Below are 18,485 nucleotides of genomic sequence, written 5' to 3' on the forward strand. Positions count from 1 at the left end.
TCACACCTCCGTGAAATCGAGATTTTTGATTTGGAGATAAAAACTCTGGCTGAAATGGTCCAGATCGGTGTAGTTTAGATCGTCCGCAAAGTTTCGCAACCCTTTGTAGCGCTCGGTATAGGGTTCGATCGCCGACGCGATCCGCTGCCCGATACGGTGGGTATCGAAGCTTTTAGTGAGGGGATCGTAGAGGGGAGGTTCCCCTTCGGCCGCGAAAAAGTCGCCCGCATAAATCTCGACGTGCAGATGCATCAGGCTGCGCAGGGAGGGGTGCAGTCCGTAATTGTAGAGGATGTAGAGGGCGATGTAGCGGTAGATGACGCTGATGACGTAATGGGAACGGTTGTTTTTGTACCACCGCACTTTCGCGAGCGATTCGTCGATAAAGGAGGCGATTTCGTCGTGGAGGGCGTGTTCGTACGGCGAAAAAGTGTACGGGGCGGTGTAAAACTGTGTCGCGAACGTTTCGGGAGAAATCGCGTCCAGCTCCCCCAGATAGGTTTCGAGCTCGGCATTTTTGTCTTCGGTGAGCTTTTCGTCGTCGAGGAAATAGCCGTTGATTTTTTCATTGATCTCTTTGGCCAGTTTTTTGCGCGGCATCAGGAGATAATCGATCTGCAGCAGCAAGGCGAGGTAGCTGAACGATACCATACCGCTGTTGTCGTTGGACAGAAGCCCGACCAGGCTTTGGCGCGTTCGGGCGATCCATTCGCGCATCAGGGCGTAGTGACGTTGCGAACGTTCCCGCGGCAGAGGGGAGACGTGATCGTATTCGAGCAGGATCGTTTCGTCGAATTCCGCGGCGATGAACTCTTTTTCGAAATCGGCGTTCAGGGCGATTTCACGCAGGGGGTAAAAGATTTTTTGCGGGGTGACGGTCGCGTTGTCGAGCCGGATGCGCAGGCGTACCACCCCCTCCTCGCGGCTGAAACGGCCGTAGGTGAGCTGGAAATTCCGTTCCAGGAAACGGCGTTTGACTGCGACGTCAAGACCCTCGCACACGGCGATATCGGCATACGCCTCGAACGATTCGGGGGTGACGGTTCCCCGGATGAGGGCACTCCCCTGGTAGAGGAGAAAAACGATGCGATCGTCGTGTTTTTCGAGGCTGAGGTGAGAGAGGGGGTGATCGCTCTGTTCATGCAGCAGCGACGAGAGGAAACATTCGTACCCCCGAAGTTTGTCACCCTGGACGAAGGCTTCGGACGCCTCGTCGAAAAGTTCCCGTTCGTCCGGATTGGGCAGTGCGTGTATCCCCCGCCCGTAACGCGGCGCATCGGCTTTTGCTCGGGGGGTCAACCATGAACGGAGGGCATCGAACAATCTCATCCCCTGTTTTTCCTTATGTGTAATCTCCCTAGTGTAATCAAAGCAACCTTAAAGCGACGATAAAGTATAATACGCGCAATTCAAAGAGGAGACGGTATGGGTTACAAGCGTGTTTTGGTAAAGTTCTCGGGTGAGGCTTTGGCAGGTGAAAACGGCCATGGAATCGATACGAAAATCCTCAAATTCATCGCTACGGAGATCAAAACCCTCGTCGATGCGGGGATCGAAGTAGGAATCGTCATCGGTGCGGGGAACATCATCCGGGGTGTTACCGCCGCCGCCGACGGGATTATCCGCCGCACCTCCGGAGATTACATGGGGATGCTGGGGACCGTCATCAACGCCATCGCGATGCAGGAAGCCTGCGAGCATGAAGGGATGCACGTACGGGTTCAGAGCGCCATCAAAATGGAACAGATCGCCGAGGCGTTTATCGTCCGTCGCGCGACCCGCCACCTCGAACGCGGCCGCGTAGTCATCTTCGCCGCGGGGACGGGGAACCCGTTCTTTACAACCGATACCGCCGCGACGCTCCGCGCGATCGAGATCGGCGCCGAAGTGATCATCAAGGCGACGAAAGTCGACGGCGTTTACAACAAAGACCCGAAAAAATACGATGATGCGGTCAAGCTCCCGACGCTGGGGTATGACGAAGCGCTTCAGGATCACATCAAAGTGATGGACGATACCTCGATCGCGCTGGCCAAAGAGAACCGTCTCCCGATCATCGTATGCGACATGTTCACCCCGGGGAACCTGCTGGAGATCATCCAGGGAAATTTCGATCGCTGTTCGATCGTCAAATAAAATCTCAAAAAAGGAAAACAAAATGAGACTTGAACAACTTACCGCGAAAGCGCTGGAAACAGCGAACATCGACCGTTATCAGCTGGCCCTGGCCGTCGCCAAACGTTCCGAAGAACTTCAAAACGGCGCCGTATCGAAACTCAACGTCGATGCGAAAAAAAGCAAACCTGCCGACATCGCTTTGATGGAGATCGCCGAAGGGCTGATCAGCGTCAAAGGTTTTATCGACCGTAACTGATTTTACGTCAAAGCCCCATCATTGAACACCATCGATATCGAGACCATTACCCGGATCAATGATGTAGAGGCTGCCGTAGAGCACCTCTATTCGCTCATCCCTCCCACCAAACGCATATCTGCCGCCCTCGAGTACGCCCGCGAAGCCCACCGGAATCAGGTCCGCAAAAGCGGGGAACCCTATATTGTCCATCCCGTCCTCGTCGCCTCGATCGTCGCGGCGATCACGGGGGACGAAGCGATGGTGATCGCCGCGCTCCTGCACGACGTCGTCGAAGACACCCACATTACAAGCGAAGACGTCGAGCGCGATTACGGTGAAGACGTCGCCAACCTGGTTGAAGGGCTTACCAAAATCGATACGATCCGCGACGCCCAGCTGATCCCTTCGAATTCGGACGAAAAACTGGTTGTCTCCGCGCTGTCGTTTCGGAAAATGCTGATCGCCTCCATCGAAGACGTCCGTGTCCTCGTCGTCAAACTGTGTGACCGCCTTCACAACATGCTTACCCTTGGGGCCCTCAGCCCCGCCAAACAGCACCGTATCGCCGAAGAGACGCTGGTCGTTTACGCCCCTATCGCAAACCGCCTGGGGATCTCGTTTCTTAAAAACCAGCTCGAAGATCTCAGTTTTCAGTACCTTTTTAAAGAAGAGAAAGAGGCGATTGACCTTTATCTCGAAGAAAACTACCGCTCGATCAACTCCCGTCTGAGTATTTTTTGCGAAAAACTGACCAAGATGATGCTCGAAAACGGCTTCAATGAAGAGGATTTTCAAATCCTCAGCCGGGTTAAGCACGACTACTCCATTTACCTCAAAATGCAGCGTAAGGGGATCAGCATCGATGAGATTCTCGACCTTTTGGCCGTTCGGATCCTGGTAAAAAAACCGATCGACTGCTATCGCGTTTTCGGGCTGGTCCATTTGAACTTTCAGCCGCTTAGCTCGCGCTTCAAGGATTACATTTCGATCCCCAAGGAAAACGGCTACCAAACGCTGCACACGACAGTTTTCCACGACAGCGCTATTTTCGAGGTGCAGATCCGCACCTACGAGATGCACAAAACGGCGGAGCTTGGAGTCGCGGCCCACTGGAAATACAAAAACGGGGGCAACAACCCCATCAGCCTTGAATGGCTCCACAATCTCCAGTACCAGAACGAATCGGTCGAAGCGTTTTACGAGCTGATCAAAAACGACCTTTTCAGCGACGACATCAGCGTCTTTTCGCCCAAAGGGAAATCGTTTACCCTTCCGCGCGGAGCGGTTGCTCTTGATTTCGCCTACGCGGTTCACACCGAAGTGGGGGATACGGCGGAAGGGTGCTACATCAACAAGGAAAAAGCGAGCCTTCTGACCGAATTGCACAACGGCGATATCGTCAAGATTACCACTGCGCCGAAAAAGATCCTCCGTTGCAGCTGGCTGGATGCGGTTAAGACGTCGCGTGCCAAGGCCAGCATGCGGGCTAACTGCAACCAGCGGATCCGGATGATCGATGCCCAGAGCGGCATCAATATTATCACCACCATTCTGGGTATTTCGCGGGAAAGGGCCGAAGCGCTGTTCGAGCAGACCCATCTCGACGATCAGCGTCACCGTATCCCCAGGGAACTCGACCTTCTCAAAGAGACGGTCAACCGTTTCTCTGGCGAGATGCGGGGAACGAGCCGTATCAGTTTCTGGAGCCGCAGCCGCGTGAAACCCAAACTCTATGAATTCCCCTCGCTCGAAGTGTATGCGAGCCGGAGCGTGGGAGACGTCGTATTCGACTACTGCTGTCATCCCAAAACGGGGGATGAAATTGTCGCGTTTCTCCAAGACGGCAAAGCCCACGTTCATCACAAAATGTGCAAACACGCCGCATCGATGATGGAAAAGCACGAACCGATGGTGTTCGTACGGTGGAAACAGCAGCACTATTTCCGCTACCATCTTATCATCAGTATGCAAAGCGCCCAGGGGTCGCTCGCCGACCTGCTTACTTACATGGCGAAAATGGGTGCCGACATCAACTCCATCGAGCTTGGAAAAGAGCGGACCGAACACACCCAGTACTGCGAAATGGAGTTTCAAACCCTCGAAGCCGACATCAACCGTCTTCGTTCAAAACTCGAGAAAAAAGGGAAAATCATACAATTTTTTCGGACCGACGACGCGTACCGAAGCCAAGGATAAAACATGATCAACGAAGCATTACGAGAAATCAGACGCGGCACCGCCGAAATCATCGACGACGAACGTATCGTCGCCCTTGTGAAAAACTACTTTGAAAAAGGGGAAACGTACACCGTGAAAGCGGGGTTCGACCCGACCGCCCCCGATTTGCACCTGGGACACACGGTATTGCTGCAAAAGCTGGCAATTTTTCAGAAATACGGCGCGCGCGTACAGTTTCTGATCGGAGATTTCACCGCCCAGATCGGGGACCCGACCGGCAAAAGTGAAACCCGCAAAAAACTCCTCCCCGCGCAGGTACAGGAAAACGCCCAGACGTACAAAAACCAGGTTTTCAAGATCCTTGATCCGGAAAAAACGACCGTCGTTTTCAACGCCGACTGGCTTAACGCTCTCGGCGCGGCAGGGATGCTCGAACTCACTACCACCTACAACGTCGCACGGATGCTCGAACGCGACGATTTCGACAAACGTCACAAAGCGGGGATCTCCATTTCGATCAGCGAATTCCTCTACCCGCTGCTGCAGGGATACGACAGCGTCCACCTGCGCAGCGATATCGAGATCGGCGGGACGGATCAGAAATTCAACCTCCTGATGGGGCGGCACCTGCAGCGCGTCTACGAAACGGGCAAAGAGCAGGCGGTATTGATGATGCCGATCCTCGAGGGGCTTGACGGCGTCCAGAAAATGTCTAAAAGCCTCGGCAATTACATTGCGGTCGCCGATGCGCCGGGTGACATGTACGGCAAGGTACTCAGTATCAGCGATACACTGATGTGGCGTTATTACGAGCTGCTCAGCTCCAAAACGCTTGACGAGATCGACACCCTCAAAAAAGGGGTGGAGGAAGGGACGCTGCATCCCAAAAAGGTCAAAGAGGCCCTTGCGATCGAAATTACGGCCCGCTTCCATTCGAGCGACGCGGCCGAAGCGGCGCACGCCGAATTTGAACGGGTTCACGCCCAGAGCGAAATCCCCAGCGATATGGAAGAGTTTACCGTCTCCGGACCGCTTTGGATCGCCAAGGCGCTGGTCGACTGCGGCTTAAGCCCATCTACTTCGCAGGCACGGCGGGAGATTAAGCAAGGCTCTGTTAAAATCGATCAAAACAAACTAAGCGATGAGCAATACCAGCTGGAAGAGGGCGAATACGTTCTTCAGGTCGGTAAACGTAAATTTGCGCGATTAAAGGTTATCAAATGAGTCTTCCGCCACTTACAATCGGGAAATATACGATCCCAAAACCCATTGTACAGGGCGGCATGGGCGTCGGTATCAGCTGGGACCGTCTGGCCGGAACCGTCTCCGCCGAAGGGGGGCTTGGGGTTATCAGCGCCGTAGGAACCGGATATTACGGTGACAAGGCCTATGCCGACAAACTCGTTGCCGGGCGGCCGCTGGATGCGGAAAATTTCTATTCCAAAAAAGGGCTGGCGGCCATCGTCGAAAACGCCCGTAAAATCTGCGGCGACGCTCCGCTGGCGGCGAATATCCTCTACGCGATCAACGACTACGGCCGCGTTGTCCGCGACGCGTGCGAAGCGGGGATTGACATCATCATCACCGGTGCGGGGCTGCCGACCAACATGCCCGAATTCACCGCCGACTTCCCCGACGTGGCACTGGTTCCCATCGTCTCTTCCCCAAAGGCGCTCTCGATCATTTGCAAACGGTGGGAAAAACGCTACAACCGCCTCCCGGACGCCGTTGTTCTCGAAGGGCCAAAAAGCGGCGGACACCAGGGGTTTACGTACGAGCAGTGTTTTATGGATGAATACCAGCTCGAAAACCTTGTCGCTCCCGTCGTCGAAGAAGCGGCGGCATGGGGGAACATTCCCGTGATCGCGGCCGGAGGGATCTGGGACAAAAACGACATCGACGCGATGATGGCGCTGGGCGCTTCGGGGGTCCAGATGGGGACCCGCTTTATCGGCACGCACGAATGTGACGCCCACGAGAATTTCAAAAAAGTGCTCCTGAACGCCAAAGAAGAGGATATCACCCTCATGAAATCGCCGGTAGGGTATCCCGCACGGGGCGTGCGGACGAATCTGCGTGATCTGATCGATACCCGCACCGGGCCTTCGATCAAATGTATTTCCAACTGCGTCGCCCCCTGCAACCGCGGAGTCGAAGCCAAAGAGGTCGGTTTTTGTATCGCCGACCGCCTGAGCGACGCCTATTTCGGCGATTTGGAGCTTGGGCTCTATTTTTCGGGAACAAACGGTTACCGAATCGATGAGATTATCTCCGTCAAAGAGCTGATGGACAAACTCACGCACGGGGAATAATCTTACGTGCTGGCCCGTCTTTTCTTACTGGCGTTTTTTGTTTTGGCTTCGTATGCCGCTGCGGCGGACAATCGCCTCGAGTCGGCCAGAAAAGCCCTCGATAGCGGCGATGAAGTCGAACAGTTCCGTGGATACAACGAATACAAAACGATCTATCTACGTGCCATGCTCGATAAAAATACGGCCACCGCGCGTGAAGCGCTCGAGGGGATCGTCCGTGGCGGGCACAAGCTCGGGATCGACGTCTCCAAATACGAAGCAGACCTCTCCAAACTCCCCGCTCCCGTCCGGCCTGCGGCGGTCAAAACGGTCGAACCGGTCCAAAAGCTTTCGGACAAATCGGCGGAGACCGGTATCCCTTCCGTCATTTACGACAAAACGATCAAGCCCGCGGCCATTGCCGGCAAATTTACCACTCCCGAACCGGTCAAGCTGAAAGTCGAACCTCCGGTACGTCCCGAGAGCGTTTCGGTCGTGATGCGTCACCGCCTCGAAGACGCGCGCTGGAAAGACAAAGGGCTCGAACTCCTTTTCGACAGCCCGGTACAGCAAAGCCAGATCCGGATGTCGAAAATCATCGAAGCCGACAAGCAGCGCTTCCGTTACATCATCGACATCGATTCGGCTACGCTCTCCAAAACGCAGACCCTCGAACACAAAGAGATCAACCGGATCAAGATCGCCCAGTTCGATGCCAAGACGCTGCGCCTCGTCATCGAACACACCAAGGCCATCGGAATCAAACCTTCCGCTCAGGGCAAATCGGTTTACATCGACCTGAACCTCGAAGCGCCCAAAATCACCCCTCCGCTCGCGACGGCCCCGGTAACACAGCCTCCCGTCGTCGAGCCGCCGTTGATGGCGACGCTTCCCCCCCTGGTGAGCGTAACTCCCAAGGACCGGAGCAAGAAGATCATCGTGATCGATCCGGGACACGGCGGCAAGGACAGCGGCGCCGTCGGAAACGGTTTTATGGAAAAAAACATCGTTCTGGATATTTCGATGCAGTTCGCCGATAAATTGCGTTCGATGGGGTATACCGTTTACATGACGCGCAGCAACGACACCTTTATCGAGCTAAAAGACCGTACGAAATTCGCCAACGACAAAGAGGCCGACCTGTTCATCTCGGTCCACGCCAACGCCATTCCCAAAACCTCCGATCCGCTGCTGGCGCAGGGGATCGAAACCTATTTCCTCTCTCCCGGACGGAGCGAGAGGGCGATGCGGGTCGCGGCGCTGGAGAACTCCGAGGATATGAACGAGATGGGACAGTACGGCAAACTCAGTTTTCTGAGCTTTTTGAACACCGAAAAGATCATCGCCTCGAACAAACTTGCAATCGACCTGCAAAAAGGGATGCTCACTAACCTGCGCAAGCAGTTTCCCAACGTGCGGGACAACGGCGTGCGTGAAGGGCCTTTTTGGGTCCTTGTCGGCGCGCAGATGCCGGCGGTGCTGCTCGAGGTGGGTTACATCAGCCATCCGGACGAATCGGTCCGCATCGCCGATGACAAATATCAAAAATGGATGGTGGAAGGGCTTGTCGAAGGGGTCGCCCGCTATTTCGCCAATAACGGGTAAGATACTTTATTTGGTTTTTTCGTAGAAATAGTTCGTCGCTTCGACGAACCCCTCGACGCTTCCGCAGTCAAACCGTTTCCCTTTGAATTTATAGGCCAGTACGGTACCTTGCTGCGCCTGGGTCATCAGCGCGTCGGTGATCTGTATCTCCCCCCCCTTGCCCGGAGGGGTCGTTTCGATGATGCCGAAAATATCGGGAGTGAGGATGTAACGCCCGATAATCGCCAGATTGCTCGGAGCGACGGCGGGATCGGGTTTCTCGACCATATTCGTAATCCGGTAGACCCCCTCTTCGATCTCTTCTCCCTCGATGATCCCATAGCGGTTGGTCTGACTCGGATCGATCTCTTCGATCGCGACGATCGAACACCGATGACGCGCATAGAGTTTGGCCATCTGCGCGAGGACGCCCCCCTCGCCGTTACCGTCGCACAGGTCATCGGCCAAAACGACCGCGAACGGTTCGTTCCCGATTAGCGTCTCGCCGGTCAGAATCGCATGCCCCAGCCCTTTCATTTCGTTCTGGCGGGTATAGGAGAACGTGCACCGCTCGATCAGCGCGCGGATTTCGGTAAGGTAGTGTTCCTTGTCGGTTCCCGCGATCTGATGCTCGAGTTCGTAACTGACGTCGAAATGATCTTCCAACGCCCGTTTTCCCCGTCCCGTGACGATTGCCATCGTATGCATCCCCGCTTCGACCGCTTCTTCGACTCCGTATTGGATAAGGGGTTTCGTAAGCACCGGAAGCATCTCTTTGGGCATCGCTTTGGTGGCCGGCAAAAAACGGGTCCCGTATCCTGCCGCGGGAAAAAGGCATTTTTTGATCATACTCGCTCCGCGTCGTAAACTGTGGACGCTATTGTATCACACTGCATCTCTCTTGCGCCACGGAGACCCGGTTAGGGAACGCTTGCACCGTTTACCGTCCGGCAACAAAAAACGGTGTATAATGTTTTTTTATCCATAAGGAGGATACGATGAAACGTTTTGCCGTTGCGGCATTGATAGCAGGAAGTCTCTACAACGGAGCGGTAGCCGCCGATTTCGATATCGGCATTTCGGGTTCGGATGAGGGGATTACGGGACTGTCTCTCTCGATCGGGGAATATTACCGTGTCCCGCACCGTGAAATCATCATGATCGAACGCTCGATCCCCCGAGAGGAGATGAGTGTCGTCTATCTCCTCTCGCACCGCGCGCACCGCAATGCGCAGTTTATCGCCGATCTTCGGCTGCGGGGACTCAGCTGGTGGGACATCACCCTCCGACTGGGGCTGGACCCGCACACTCTCTACGTGGTCGATACGCACCGCCATAGCGGGCCTCCCTACGGAAAAGCCTACGGGTATCACAAAGCAGGGAAAAAACATCGTCTGCGGGATGATGAAATCGTCGAGCTAGCCAATGTACGTTTCCTGTCACGATACCACGGCGTGAGCGTGGACGATGTCATCGATCGTCGTCGGGGCGGGGAACGGTACCTGCATATCGACGAACACTACCGCGGCAAAAAAGGGGGCGCTCGATACGAAGGGAGAGGATACGACGAACGCAAGGGCGGCAAACCTCCCCATGAACGGGGCGGTAAAGGACACGGCAACGGCAAGGGGAATGATCGCTGAGTATTCTCCTCCTCCCATCCGAGAGTTAAAAAAAATACGGTACGCGATGAAATCCGTTAAAGAATTCAACCTTTTTCAGGCAGAATGCCGATATAGATTAAAGAGCATACCGATCAAGCGTCGGGCAGACGAAAAAGGAATCGTTTTTGGGTAAATTGTATCTGGCCAAACAAAAGATTTTCAATGCGGAAGGGAACGTATTCGCCTACGAACTGCTGTTCCGGGATTCCGCCCACGGGATTGCGGAATTTCCCGGCAACATGAAAGCGACGTCGCAGATCATCATCAATACCCTTACCAATCTCAATATCGACCAGCTGCTGGGGAAAAACGGCATTGCGTTCGTCAACGTCGACGAGCAGATGCTGAGCTCGGGCGTCGTGGACGTTCTGGATAAAAAACGGTTCGTACTCGAGCTGCTCGAGACCATTGAACTCAACGACAAACTGATCGAACGGATCAAAGCCTACCATCGCAAAGGGTATACCATCGCGATCGACGATTTCGACTGCAGCGTCGGGATGATCAAAAAATTCGCCCCTCTCATGAAATACGTCCATATCATCAAAATCGACGTCATCGCCGCCGAAACTCCCAACATCGAAACGGTGATGGCCAAACTCCGCAGCAGCGGAATCCAGTTCCTCGCCGAAAAGATCGAGACCAAAGAAGAACACGACAAATGCCGCCAGATCCGGTTTGATTATTTTCAGGGCTACCATCTGCACAAGCCCGAGGTGATCGAGGTTGACGGCTACAAAGAGGTGACCCATCTCATCATCTTGCAGCTGATCCGTCTCATCAAAGACGATGCCGAAACGAACCAGATCGAGATGTTCATCAAACAGCGTGCCGACCTCTCGTACAAACTGATCAAATTCCTCAACAATCAGGAGTCGTTCAGTACCCCCGTCGAATCGATCACGCAGGTTATTACCCTGCTGGGCCGCGATAAGCTCCTGCGCTGGCTGCTCGTGTATCTGTACGCCGAGATTTCGACCAATCCCGCCTCGCAGACCATTTTGCAGTTTGCCCTCAACCGTGCCGAACGGATGGAAGACGATGCCCATCACCGCGACAAGGAAAAAGCGTATCTGGCGGGGATGTTCTCGTTGCTGGGCGCCGTTTTTGACACCAACATCAAAGAGTTGATGAACCACGTCAAAATGGACAGCGAAATCACGCGCCTCGTCGTCGAGAAAAAAGGGAAATTCGCCCACAGCCTTCTGAAAGCCGAAAAAGAGGAGCGCGATTACCTGCGCAAAATCGTTTTCGACAACTTCGACCGCATCGACCCCGTCGAGCTCATCTACGCACTCGAATACAGCGGCATACACGTCGATAAAGCAAGGGTGTAAATACAAACCGTGCGAGCTTTGTGCGGTTACAATCAGATTTTCGTATCTTTGAAGTTTCTTTAATCGGGAAGTTTTAATGAAGGTGGCGGACAGAGAGGGATTTGAACCCTCGGTCCCGTTTCCAGGACGCACCCTTAGCAGGGGTGTGGTTTCAGCCACTCACCCATCTGTCCATTAGTTGAGAGGGCGTAATTATACGGATGTGTAGATAACAAGCACCTTAAAGCGGTGCTTGCAAACCGTTAAATCGCGGGGGAATTTTTCGGATTGGTGAGGATCTGATCCAGGAGGGTCTGGAGTTGTGCGGCAAGCGCTTCGTTGGTCGCTTTGGCTTCGGCGATTTTCTCTTTGAGTTTGACAACCAGTTCGATTTTATCCATAAACTTCATGCGGACTCCTCGCAGTAAATTTGCGAAATTCAAGCAAGGAGCATTCCAGTTTAGAGGCGCTCGAGAATCCTTTCGACGACTTCGGCGGGGTTTGGGGCTTTGTAGATGGGGCGCCCGACGACGATGAAATCGACTTTTTCGTTGTGCGCGACGTCGATCGTCGCCACCCGTTCCTGGTCTCCGGCATCTTCGCCGAAAGGGCGGATACCCGGGGTGAGGGTGACGAAGTTCTCGGCAGTGAGCGACTTGATCGAGGCGCTCTCATAGGCGCTGCACACGACACCGTCAAGCCCCGATTCATGGGCGTCACGGGCAAACCGGTCGGCTTTTGCCGCGATCCCTTCTCCGTAGACGTGTCCGAACTCGTTTTCGTCGAAGGAGGTGAGTGCGGTGACGGCAAGAACGAGAGGACGTTTTTCGTAGGGCTCGAGCCGTTTCATCACCTCACGCATCGCTTTGCGCCCCGCGGAGGCGTGGACATTGAACATATCGACGCCCAGCGACATGATCGATTCGGCGGCATCGGCCATCGTGTTGGGGATATCGTAGAGTTTGAGGTCGAGGAAGATTTTAAACTCGGGGTTGATCGCTTTGATCGCGTCGATGAAGGGCTTTCCGTCGCGGATGTAGGAACGCAGCCCCACCTTGAGCCATATGGGATAGGCTTTGATCTTTTCGACGAGGGCGAGGTTTTCTTCCATGCTGGAGAGATCGAGGGCGACGCACAGCTGCATACATAACCTTTGGTTGAAATGCGAAAGTATAGCCTAGGGTAGTTGTAAAAGGGTTTAGAAAGGGTTACTGATGAAAGTCTTAAATGTATCGTCCGTTAGCATTGCGTTAATAATTCATTGAGAAAAACACCCTACAATAATCGGATATCAACCCAAAAAGGATATTGAAATGAACAAAAGTCTCTTCGTAACGGTTTTGGCAGGTTTGATGATCGGCTCGTCCGCTCTCTCAGCGGCGGTATACAAAGTGGATGTCTCCCATTCCAACGTCGGCTTCAAGGTCAAGCACATGATGATCAGTACGGTGACCGGGAAATTCGGCAACTTCAGCGGAACGTACGAACTGGACAAAGGACATTTCAAATCGCTGAGCGGGCACATCAAGGCCGCTTCGATCGATACGGGGATCGCAAAACGCGACGATCACCTCCGCAGTGCCGATTTTTTCGATGTGGCGAAGTTCGGCGATATTTCGTTCGTGATGACCGGTGCGACCAAAGAGAAAATGACGGGTAATCTTACCATCCGCGGCGTCACCAAAAAAGTGACACTGGATATCGACATGGGAGGTGTGGTGACCGATCCGTGGGGGAACCAGCGCTCGGGCTTCGTTCTCACCGGCCAGATCAACCGAAAAGATTTCGGGCTTAACTGGAACAAGGCGATCGAAGCGGGCGGCGTCGTCGTAGGAGACGAAGTGAAGCTGATCGTGGAGGTCGAAGGGATCGAAGAGTAACCTACAACGTTTTGATAAAGCCGTCCCGCTTGGGGCGGAATCCCTGCAGGTCGTCCAGACTGATTCCCCTTTGTTTCCCCGAAAAAAGAATTGTCTTGCATTGGTACATCTTCGCGTAGTCGCCCAAAAAATCGATCATCTCGCGGCTAAAGCGCTCGTATCCTTCGTGGGCGGCGAAATCGTCGACGATGAGATGGCGTCCGAGCTCGAAATTTTCACGGATGGAAACTCCCGCGTAGATGCACAGTTCGCCGCGCTGATATGCTCCGAGGGGTCGGTATTCGGCGGGGTAATGTGCGGCCATGAAATTGTCGAAGTCCTCGACGTCGAGGTCAGGGCGCAGCGTGCACAACAGTGCGTACCCTTCGGCGAATTCGTCGCTGGAGAGTTCCCGGAACTGCACGATCAACGGCCCAGAGAAGCGAGCTGCGCATCGATTTTGGAAATTTTGTCCTGCGCGTCGGCAAGCCCTTCGCGGTTAGTTGCGATGACCGCTTCGGGGGCATTGGCGACGAAGCGTTCGTTGGAGAGCATGGCGGAGAGTTTGTCGGCCTCTTTCTGGAGTTTTTCGCGCTGTTTGCTCAGTCGGTCGACGATGGGCGAGAGGTCGATGGCGTCGGTCGGGAGGTAAACCTCGACGCTTTCGCCCAGGTCGCTCACGGCCTGATCGATTTTCGTATCGGTAAAACGGACCTCTTCGACTTTGGCGAGGCGTGTGATAAAGGGCTTCATCATCGCCTCGTCGCCGCTGCATTTGACGTAGGCCAGATCGATTTTCTGGTTCCCGAGATCGATCAGGGCTTTGGCGCGGCGGATCGTGACGATAGCATCCATGATTGCGGCGAACTCGTTTTCGATCGTTTCGTCTACGACGGTGTTGTCGGGGTATTCCATCACCATGATCGATTCACCCTCCTCGAGCGTCGTGCCGGAGAGTTCGTGGAAGAGGTATTCGGTGATGAACGGCATGAACGGGTGGAGAAGTTTCATCGACTCTTTGTAGATGCTTCCCAGCTCCGCGATGCTCTCTTTGCTCGCCTTGGAGAGTTCGATCCCCCAGTCGCAGAATTCGTTCCACATAAAGCGGTAGAGGACGGTAGCGGCGTCATTGAAACGGTATTCGTCCATGAACGCTCTTGTTTCCGACGTCGCGCGGCGGAAGCGGCTGAGCATGTAGCGCCCCAGCGGTGTCGTGATCTCCTGATCGCTCAGGTCGGCAAACGTCGAAACGTTCATTTGCAAGAAACGGGCCGCGTTGAAGAGCTTGTTCGTGAAGTTGCGGCTTTGCTCGAGTTTGTCGGTGCTCAGGCGGATGTCGCGTCCCTGAACGGCCAAAACGGCGAGGGTAAAGCGCAGGGCGTCGGCGCTGTATTTCTCGACCATGTCGAGCGGATCGATGACGTTGCCCTTGGATTTCGACATTTTCTGCCCGTGTTCGTCGCGCACGAGGGCGTGGAGATAAATATGCTTGAACGGCAGCTCGCCGGTGAAGTTTTCCCCCATCATCATCATCCGCGCGACCCAGAAAAAGAGGATGTCGAACCCGGTGATGAGGAGGGTGTTAGGATAAAAACGGGCCATGTCGTCGCTCTGGAAGAGGCGATCGGAAGCGGTGTCGCCGTTCCCCCATCCCAGCGTCGAAAACGGCCACAGAGCCGAACTGAACCACGTATCGAGGACGTCGGGATCCTGCGTGAAATTTTTCCCCGAACAGTGGGGGCACGATGCAGGTTCGTCGTCGAGGCTGGCCCATTCATGAGCGCAGTCGTCGCAGTAGAATACCGGGATACGGTGCCCCCACCACAGCTGGCGTGAGATACACCAGTCGCGCAGGTCGTTCATCCATGCGTTGTAACTGTTGATCCAGTGGGGCGGGAAAAACTGCGCCAACCCGGCGTTGGTCTTGTCGATCGAGCCTTTGGCGACCTCTTTGCGGACGAACCATTGCTTGGAGATGTAGGGTTCGACGATGTTTTTACAGCGGTAGCAGTGGCCTACCTGGTGGGTGTGTTCTTCGATTTTTTCGATGAAACCCTCTTCTTCGAGACGTTTGACGATCGCCGAGCGCGCTTCGAGCCGCTCGAGCCCTTTGAACTCGCCGGCATGGTCGTTGAGGATCCCTTTTTCATCGAAGACGGTGATGAACTCGAGATCGTGCCGTTTGCCCACTTCGTAGTCGTTCGTATCGTGTGCGGGGGTCACTTTGACGACGCCGGTTCCGAATTCGCGGTCGACGTGGCTGTCGGCGATGATTTTGATTTCGCGGTTGATGAGGGGGAGGGTGATGCTTTTTCCGATCAGGTGGAGGTAGCGTTCGTCATCGGGATGCACCATGACCGCGGTATCGCCGAAATAGGTTTCAGGACGCGTCGTCGCGACCGTGATGTGGCCGCTGCCATCAGAGAAGGGATAGCGGATATGGTAAAAATTCCCCTGGTGTTCTTCGTGTTCAACTTCGATGTCGCTGAGTGCCCCGTCGTGGGTACACCAGTTGACCATGTAGTTGCCGCGTACGATCAGGTTTTGGTTGTAGAGGTGGACGAACGCCTCTTTGACCGATTGCTTGAGCCCCTCGTCCATCGTGAAGCGTTCGCGGCTCCATGCGGGGGAGACGCCCAGTTTGCGCATCTGGCCGACGATGGTTCCGCCGCTGTGTTCTTTCCATTTCCAGACCCGTTCCAAGAACGCGTCGCGCCCGAGTTCTTCTTTGGTTTTACCTTCGGCGAGAAGCTGTTTTTCGACGACGTTTTGGGTCGCGATCCCGGCGTGGTCGGTCCCCGGTTGCCAGAGGGCCGCGTAGCCGTCCATCCGCTTGTAGCGGGTGATGATGTCGATGAGGGTGTGGTTTAGCGCATGCCCGATATGGAGTGATCCCGTGACGTTTGGGGGAGGGAGCATGATTGCAAAATGTTTGTTGGGTTTTTGGATCGCACGGTTGCCGTCAACCTCAAAATACCCCCGCTGCTCCCAAATGGGGTAATACGTCGATTCAATATTTTTAGGATCATAATGGGTAGCGGACATAAATAAGCCTTCATGGAAAATATTCGCGAATTATAGCGCAACGCCTCTGAATTGGAAAATTCAACTCGCATGGGTATAATTCGATTCATCTACCGACTTTCCCAAGGAACGATTTGCCTCTTTCTCGTCTAAACCCCCAGCAATACACCGCCGCTACCGCGCCGTTCGGTCACAATCTGATCATCGCTTCGGCAGGGACGGGTAAAACGTCGACGATTGTCGGGCGCATTGCCTACCTACTTTCGCAGGGGGTCCGGCCCGATGAAATTTTATTGCTGACGTTTACCAACAAAGCGGCGCAGGAGATGGTCGAGCGGGTCGCCGCTTTTTTCGGGCGGGAAATCGCGTCGAAAATCGATGCGGGGACGTTTCACGCCGTCAGTTACCGCTGGCTCAAACGCAAAGAGGGGAAAGTGGTTCTCAAGCAGCAGCGTGAGCTCAAAACCCTCTTTCGCAGCGTTTACGAAAAACGGACGTTCAGCCACATCGACTGTGCCACACCCGCATACGGTGCGAATTATCTGTATGATGTTTATTCATTTTACCAGAATACCGAACTTTCCGTCACGTTCGAAGAGTGGATCACGACGCGCCAGGATGAGCACGCCCTCTATGCGGCGATTTATGCCGACATTGTCGACGAATTCGAGGGGCTGAAAAAAGAGTACGGGTTCGTCAATTTCAATGACCTGCTCTTGTTGATGCGCGATCTGGCGCAGCGGAGCGACCTTGGGTATAAAGAGGTGCTGATCGATGAGTATCAGGATACCAATGCGCTGCAGGGGACGCTGATCAACGCGATGAAACCCCCCTCGCTTTTCTGCGTCGGGGATTACGACCAGAGCATTTATGCCTTTAACGGGGCCGACATTTCGATTATCGGATCGTTCAGCAAAAACTATCCGAACGCCCAGGTCTATACGCTCAACAAAAACTACCGTTCCACCGTTCCGATCCTCTCGTTGGCCAATACGGTGATCTCCTACAACGAACGGATTTACCCCAAAGCCCTCGAGGTGACCCGTACCGGCGAAGCGCAGAACCCGACGCTGCTGATTTACGACGAGCTCTTCGATCAGTATCACGGGATCGCGCAGATGATCGGCGATTCGGGAACGCAGCGCGACGAGATTGCGGTGATTTTCCGGAACAACGCTTCGGCGGACGGGATCGAGGCGGCGTTGCGCGAACTGGGGATACCCTGCCGCCGTCGGGGGGGCGTGAGCTTTTTCGATTCCAAAGAGGTCAAGGCGCTGCTGGACATCTATACCCTGTTGGTCAACGAATCGGACATGATGGCGTTTATCCATCTGTTCGATTATGCCAAAGGGGTGGGGAGCGCGGTCGCCAAAGAGCTCTTCGTCGCGCTTCAAAAGCTCGGGCACGGGTCGTTTTTCCGGGGGCTTTATTCGCCCGACACCCAGATCAGCAATCCGTTTGAAAAACGCAAGCTCAACCATCAGTTGGGGCTGTTTGACGATTATGCCGAAATGGGAAGCGCCGGGCGATTTGCCAAGCTCTCCATCGACTCGACCTTTCTGACCAACCCGATTTTCAAACACCCGAAACTGACCAAAGAGAGTGCCATTTTTCTCAATGACATGTACGCTCTTTTCCGGCAGCTGCGCAATCTCTCCGAACCTAAGGCGGCGGTGCAGAAAATCGCCGTTTCGGCGTTGTACGCCCACACCGTCGAGCAGCTTTCGCACCGCCGGGCGATGAACGAAAACGGTGCTGTCGATGAACGGGCGAAGCAGGAAGCGAAAGAACGGATTTTGCGCAAGGCGACACTGCTGTTTGAACTCTCCCGCCCCTACAAAGAGCATGAGAGGTTTTTGAACGCGATGGTATTGGGGTCGCAGGATCTGACGCAGGGTGAAGGGGTCCACCTGCTGAGCATTCACGCGTCCAAGGGGCTTGAATATCAGGAAGTCTACGTCATCGATCTGATGGACGGACGATTCCCCAACCGTAAACTGATGAGCCGCAGCGGCAGCATCGACGAGGAAAGACGGCTGTTCTACGTCGCCGTCACACGGGCCAAAGACCGGCTGTATCTGAGTTTTGCCAAATACGACAAAATCAAAAAGAGCAATTTCGTCCCTTCCCAGTTCCTTTACGAAGCGGGACTGATCCCCAAGGATGAAACCTACAACGCCCTGGTCGCAAAAGGGGCGGTCGAAGAGGAATGA

At 54.5% G+C, this 18,485-nt stretch carries 16 protein-coding genes and 1 tRNA gene; 10 read left to right on the plus strand and 7 right to left on the minus strand.

What is annotated here, in order from left to right:
* On the minus strand, positions 1-1,329 hold the full coding sequence (locus tag AB1763_06300; protein ID MEW5832430.1) for a hypothetical protein: 1,329 nt from the start codon (positions 1,327-1,329) through the stop codon (positions 1-3).
* A 96-nt stretch (positions 1,330-1,425) separates the two neighbouring features.
* Between AB1763_06300 and pyrH the strand changes: the two genes are divergently transcribed.
* The 6 genes from pyrH to AB1763_06330 are packed head-to-tail and all read left to right on the plus strand — an operon-like array spanning position 1,426 to position 8,430.
* A complete protein-coding gene (gene pyrH, locus AB1763_06305; protein ID MEW5832431.1) occupies positions 1,426-2,136 on the plus strand; it encodes a UMP kinase in 711 nt (236 codons plus the stop codon).
* A 22-nt stretch (positions 2,137-2,158) separates the two neighbouring features.
* Positions 2,159-2,374, plus strand: a complete 216-nt coding sequence (locus tag AB1763_06310) for a DNA-directed RNA polymerase subunit omega (GenBank protein ID MEW5832432.1) — start codon at positions 2,159-2,161, stop codon at positions 2,372-2,374.
* A 21-nt stretch (positions 2,375-2,395) separates the two neighbouring features.
* A complete protein-coding gene (locus AB1763_06315) occupies positions 2,396-4,552 on the plus strand; it encodes a RelA/SpoT family protein (GenBank protein ID MEW5832433.1) in 2,157 nt (718 codons plus the stop codon).
* Positions 4,553-4,555: 3 nt separating this feature from the next.
* On the plus strand, positions 4,556-5,758 hold the full coding sequence (tyrS, locus tag AB1763_06320) for a tyrosine--tRNA ligase (protein ID MEW5832434.1): 1,203 nt from the start codon (positions 4,556-4,558) through the stop codon (positions 5,756-5,758).
* The gene (locus AB1763_06325) at positions 5,755-6,846 is read left to right on the plus strand and encodes a nitronate monooxygenase (protein MEW5832435.1); all 1,092 of its coding nucleotides are present in this window, start codon (positions 5,755-5,757) and stop codon (positions 6,844-6,846) included. Before tyrS ends, AB1763_06325 begins: the two co-directional genes overlap by 4 nt.
* Positions 6,847-6,852: 6 nt before the next feature.
* Complete coding sequence (locus tag AB1763_06330) at positions 6,853-8,430, plus strand: N-acetylmuramoyl-L-alanine amidase (protein ID MEW5832436.1); 1,578 nt, start codon at positions 6,853-6,855, stop codon at positions 8,428-8,430.
* Between the two features lie 6 nt (positions 8,431-8,436).
* Here the strand turns inward: AB1763_06330 and galU are convergent, their stop codons facing one another.
* A complete protein-coding gene (gene galU / locus AB1763_06335; GenBank protein ID MEW5832437.1) occupies positions 8,437-9,258 on the minus strand; it encodes a UTP--glucose-1-phosphate uridylyltransferase GalU in 822 nt (273 codons plus the stop codon).
* A gap of 149 nt (positions 9,259-9,407) precedes the next feature.
* Here galU and AB1763_06340 point away from each other — a divergent pair, with 149 nt between their 5' ends.
* A complete protein-coding gene (locus AB1763_06340; GenBank protein ID MEW5832438.1) occupies positions 9,408-10,052 on the plus strand; it encodes a hypothetical protein in 645 nt (214 codons plus the stop codon).
* Between the two features lie 146 nt (positions 10,053-10,198).
* The gene (locus AB1763_06345; protein MEW5832439.1) at positions 10,199-11,410 is read left to right on the plus strand and encodes an EAL domain-containing protein; all 1,212 of its coding nucleotides are present in this window, start codon (positions 10,199-10,201) and stop codon (positions 11,408-11,410) included.
* A gap of 83 nt (positions 11,411-11,493) precedes the next feature.
* Here AB1763_06345 and AB1763_06350 read toward each other — a convergent pair.
* The 3 genes from AB1763_06350 to pyrF all read right to left on the minus strand — a co-directional run bounded on the left by AB1763_06350 (position 11,494) and on the right by pyrF (position 12,533).
* Positions 11,494-11,583, minus strand: a tRNA-Ser gene (locus tag AB1763_06350).
* A 69-nt stretch (positions 11,584-11,652) separates the two neighbouring features.
* On the minus strand, positions 11,653-11,799 hold the full coding sequence (locus AB1763_06355) for a hypothetical protein (protein ID MEW5832440.1): 147 nt from the start codon (positions 11,797-11,799) through the stop codon (positions 11,653-11,655).
* A gap of 50 nt (positions 11,800-11,849) precedes the next feature.
* On the minus strand, positions 11,850-12,533 hold the full coding sequence (pyrF, locus tag AB1763_06360; protein ID MEW5832441.1) for an orotidine-5'-phosphate decarboxylase: 684 nt from the start codon (positions 12,531-12,533) through the stop codon (positions 11,850-11,852).
* Between the two features lie 169 nt (positions 12,534-12,702).
* On the opposite strand from pyrF, the gene AB1763_06365 reads away from it, so the two are divergent.
* Complete coding sequence (locus AB1763_06365; protein MEW5832442.1) at positions 12,703-13,269, plus strand: YceI family protein; 567 nt, start codon at positions 12,703-12,705, stop codon at positions 13,267-13,269.
* Position 13,270: 1 nt separating this feature from the next.
* On the opposite strand, the gene AB1763_06370 is transcribed toward AB1763_06365, so the two are convergent.
* Positions 13,271-13,672: a hypothetical protein gene (locus AB1763_06370; protein ID MEW5832443.1), complete on the minus strand. Its 402-nt coding sequence runs from the start codon at positions 13,670-13,672 to the stop codon at positions 13,271-13,273.
* A 2-nt stretch (positions 13,673-13,674) separates the two neighbouring features.
* Positions 13,675-16,293, minus strand: coding sequence for a valine--tRNA ligase (locus AB1763_06375; GenBank protein MEW5832444.1), 2,619 nt, complete (start codon positions 16,291-16,293; stop codon positions 13,675-13,677).
* Between the two features lie 113 nt (positions 16,294-16,406).
* On the opposite strand from AB1763_06375, the gene AB1763_06380 reads away from it, so the two are divergent.
* A complete protein-coding gene (locus AB1763_06380; protein ID MEW5832445.1) occupies positions 16,407-18,485 on the plus strand; it encodes an ATP-dependent helicase in 2,079 nt (692 codons plus the stop codon).

The sequence above is a fragment of the Campylobacterota bacterium genome (genome assembly GCA_040752835.1).
Taxonomy (GTDB): Bacteria; Campylobacterota; Campylobacteria; order Campylobacterales; family Sulfurimonadaceae; genus Sulfuricurvum.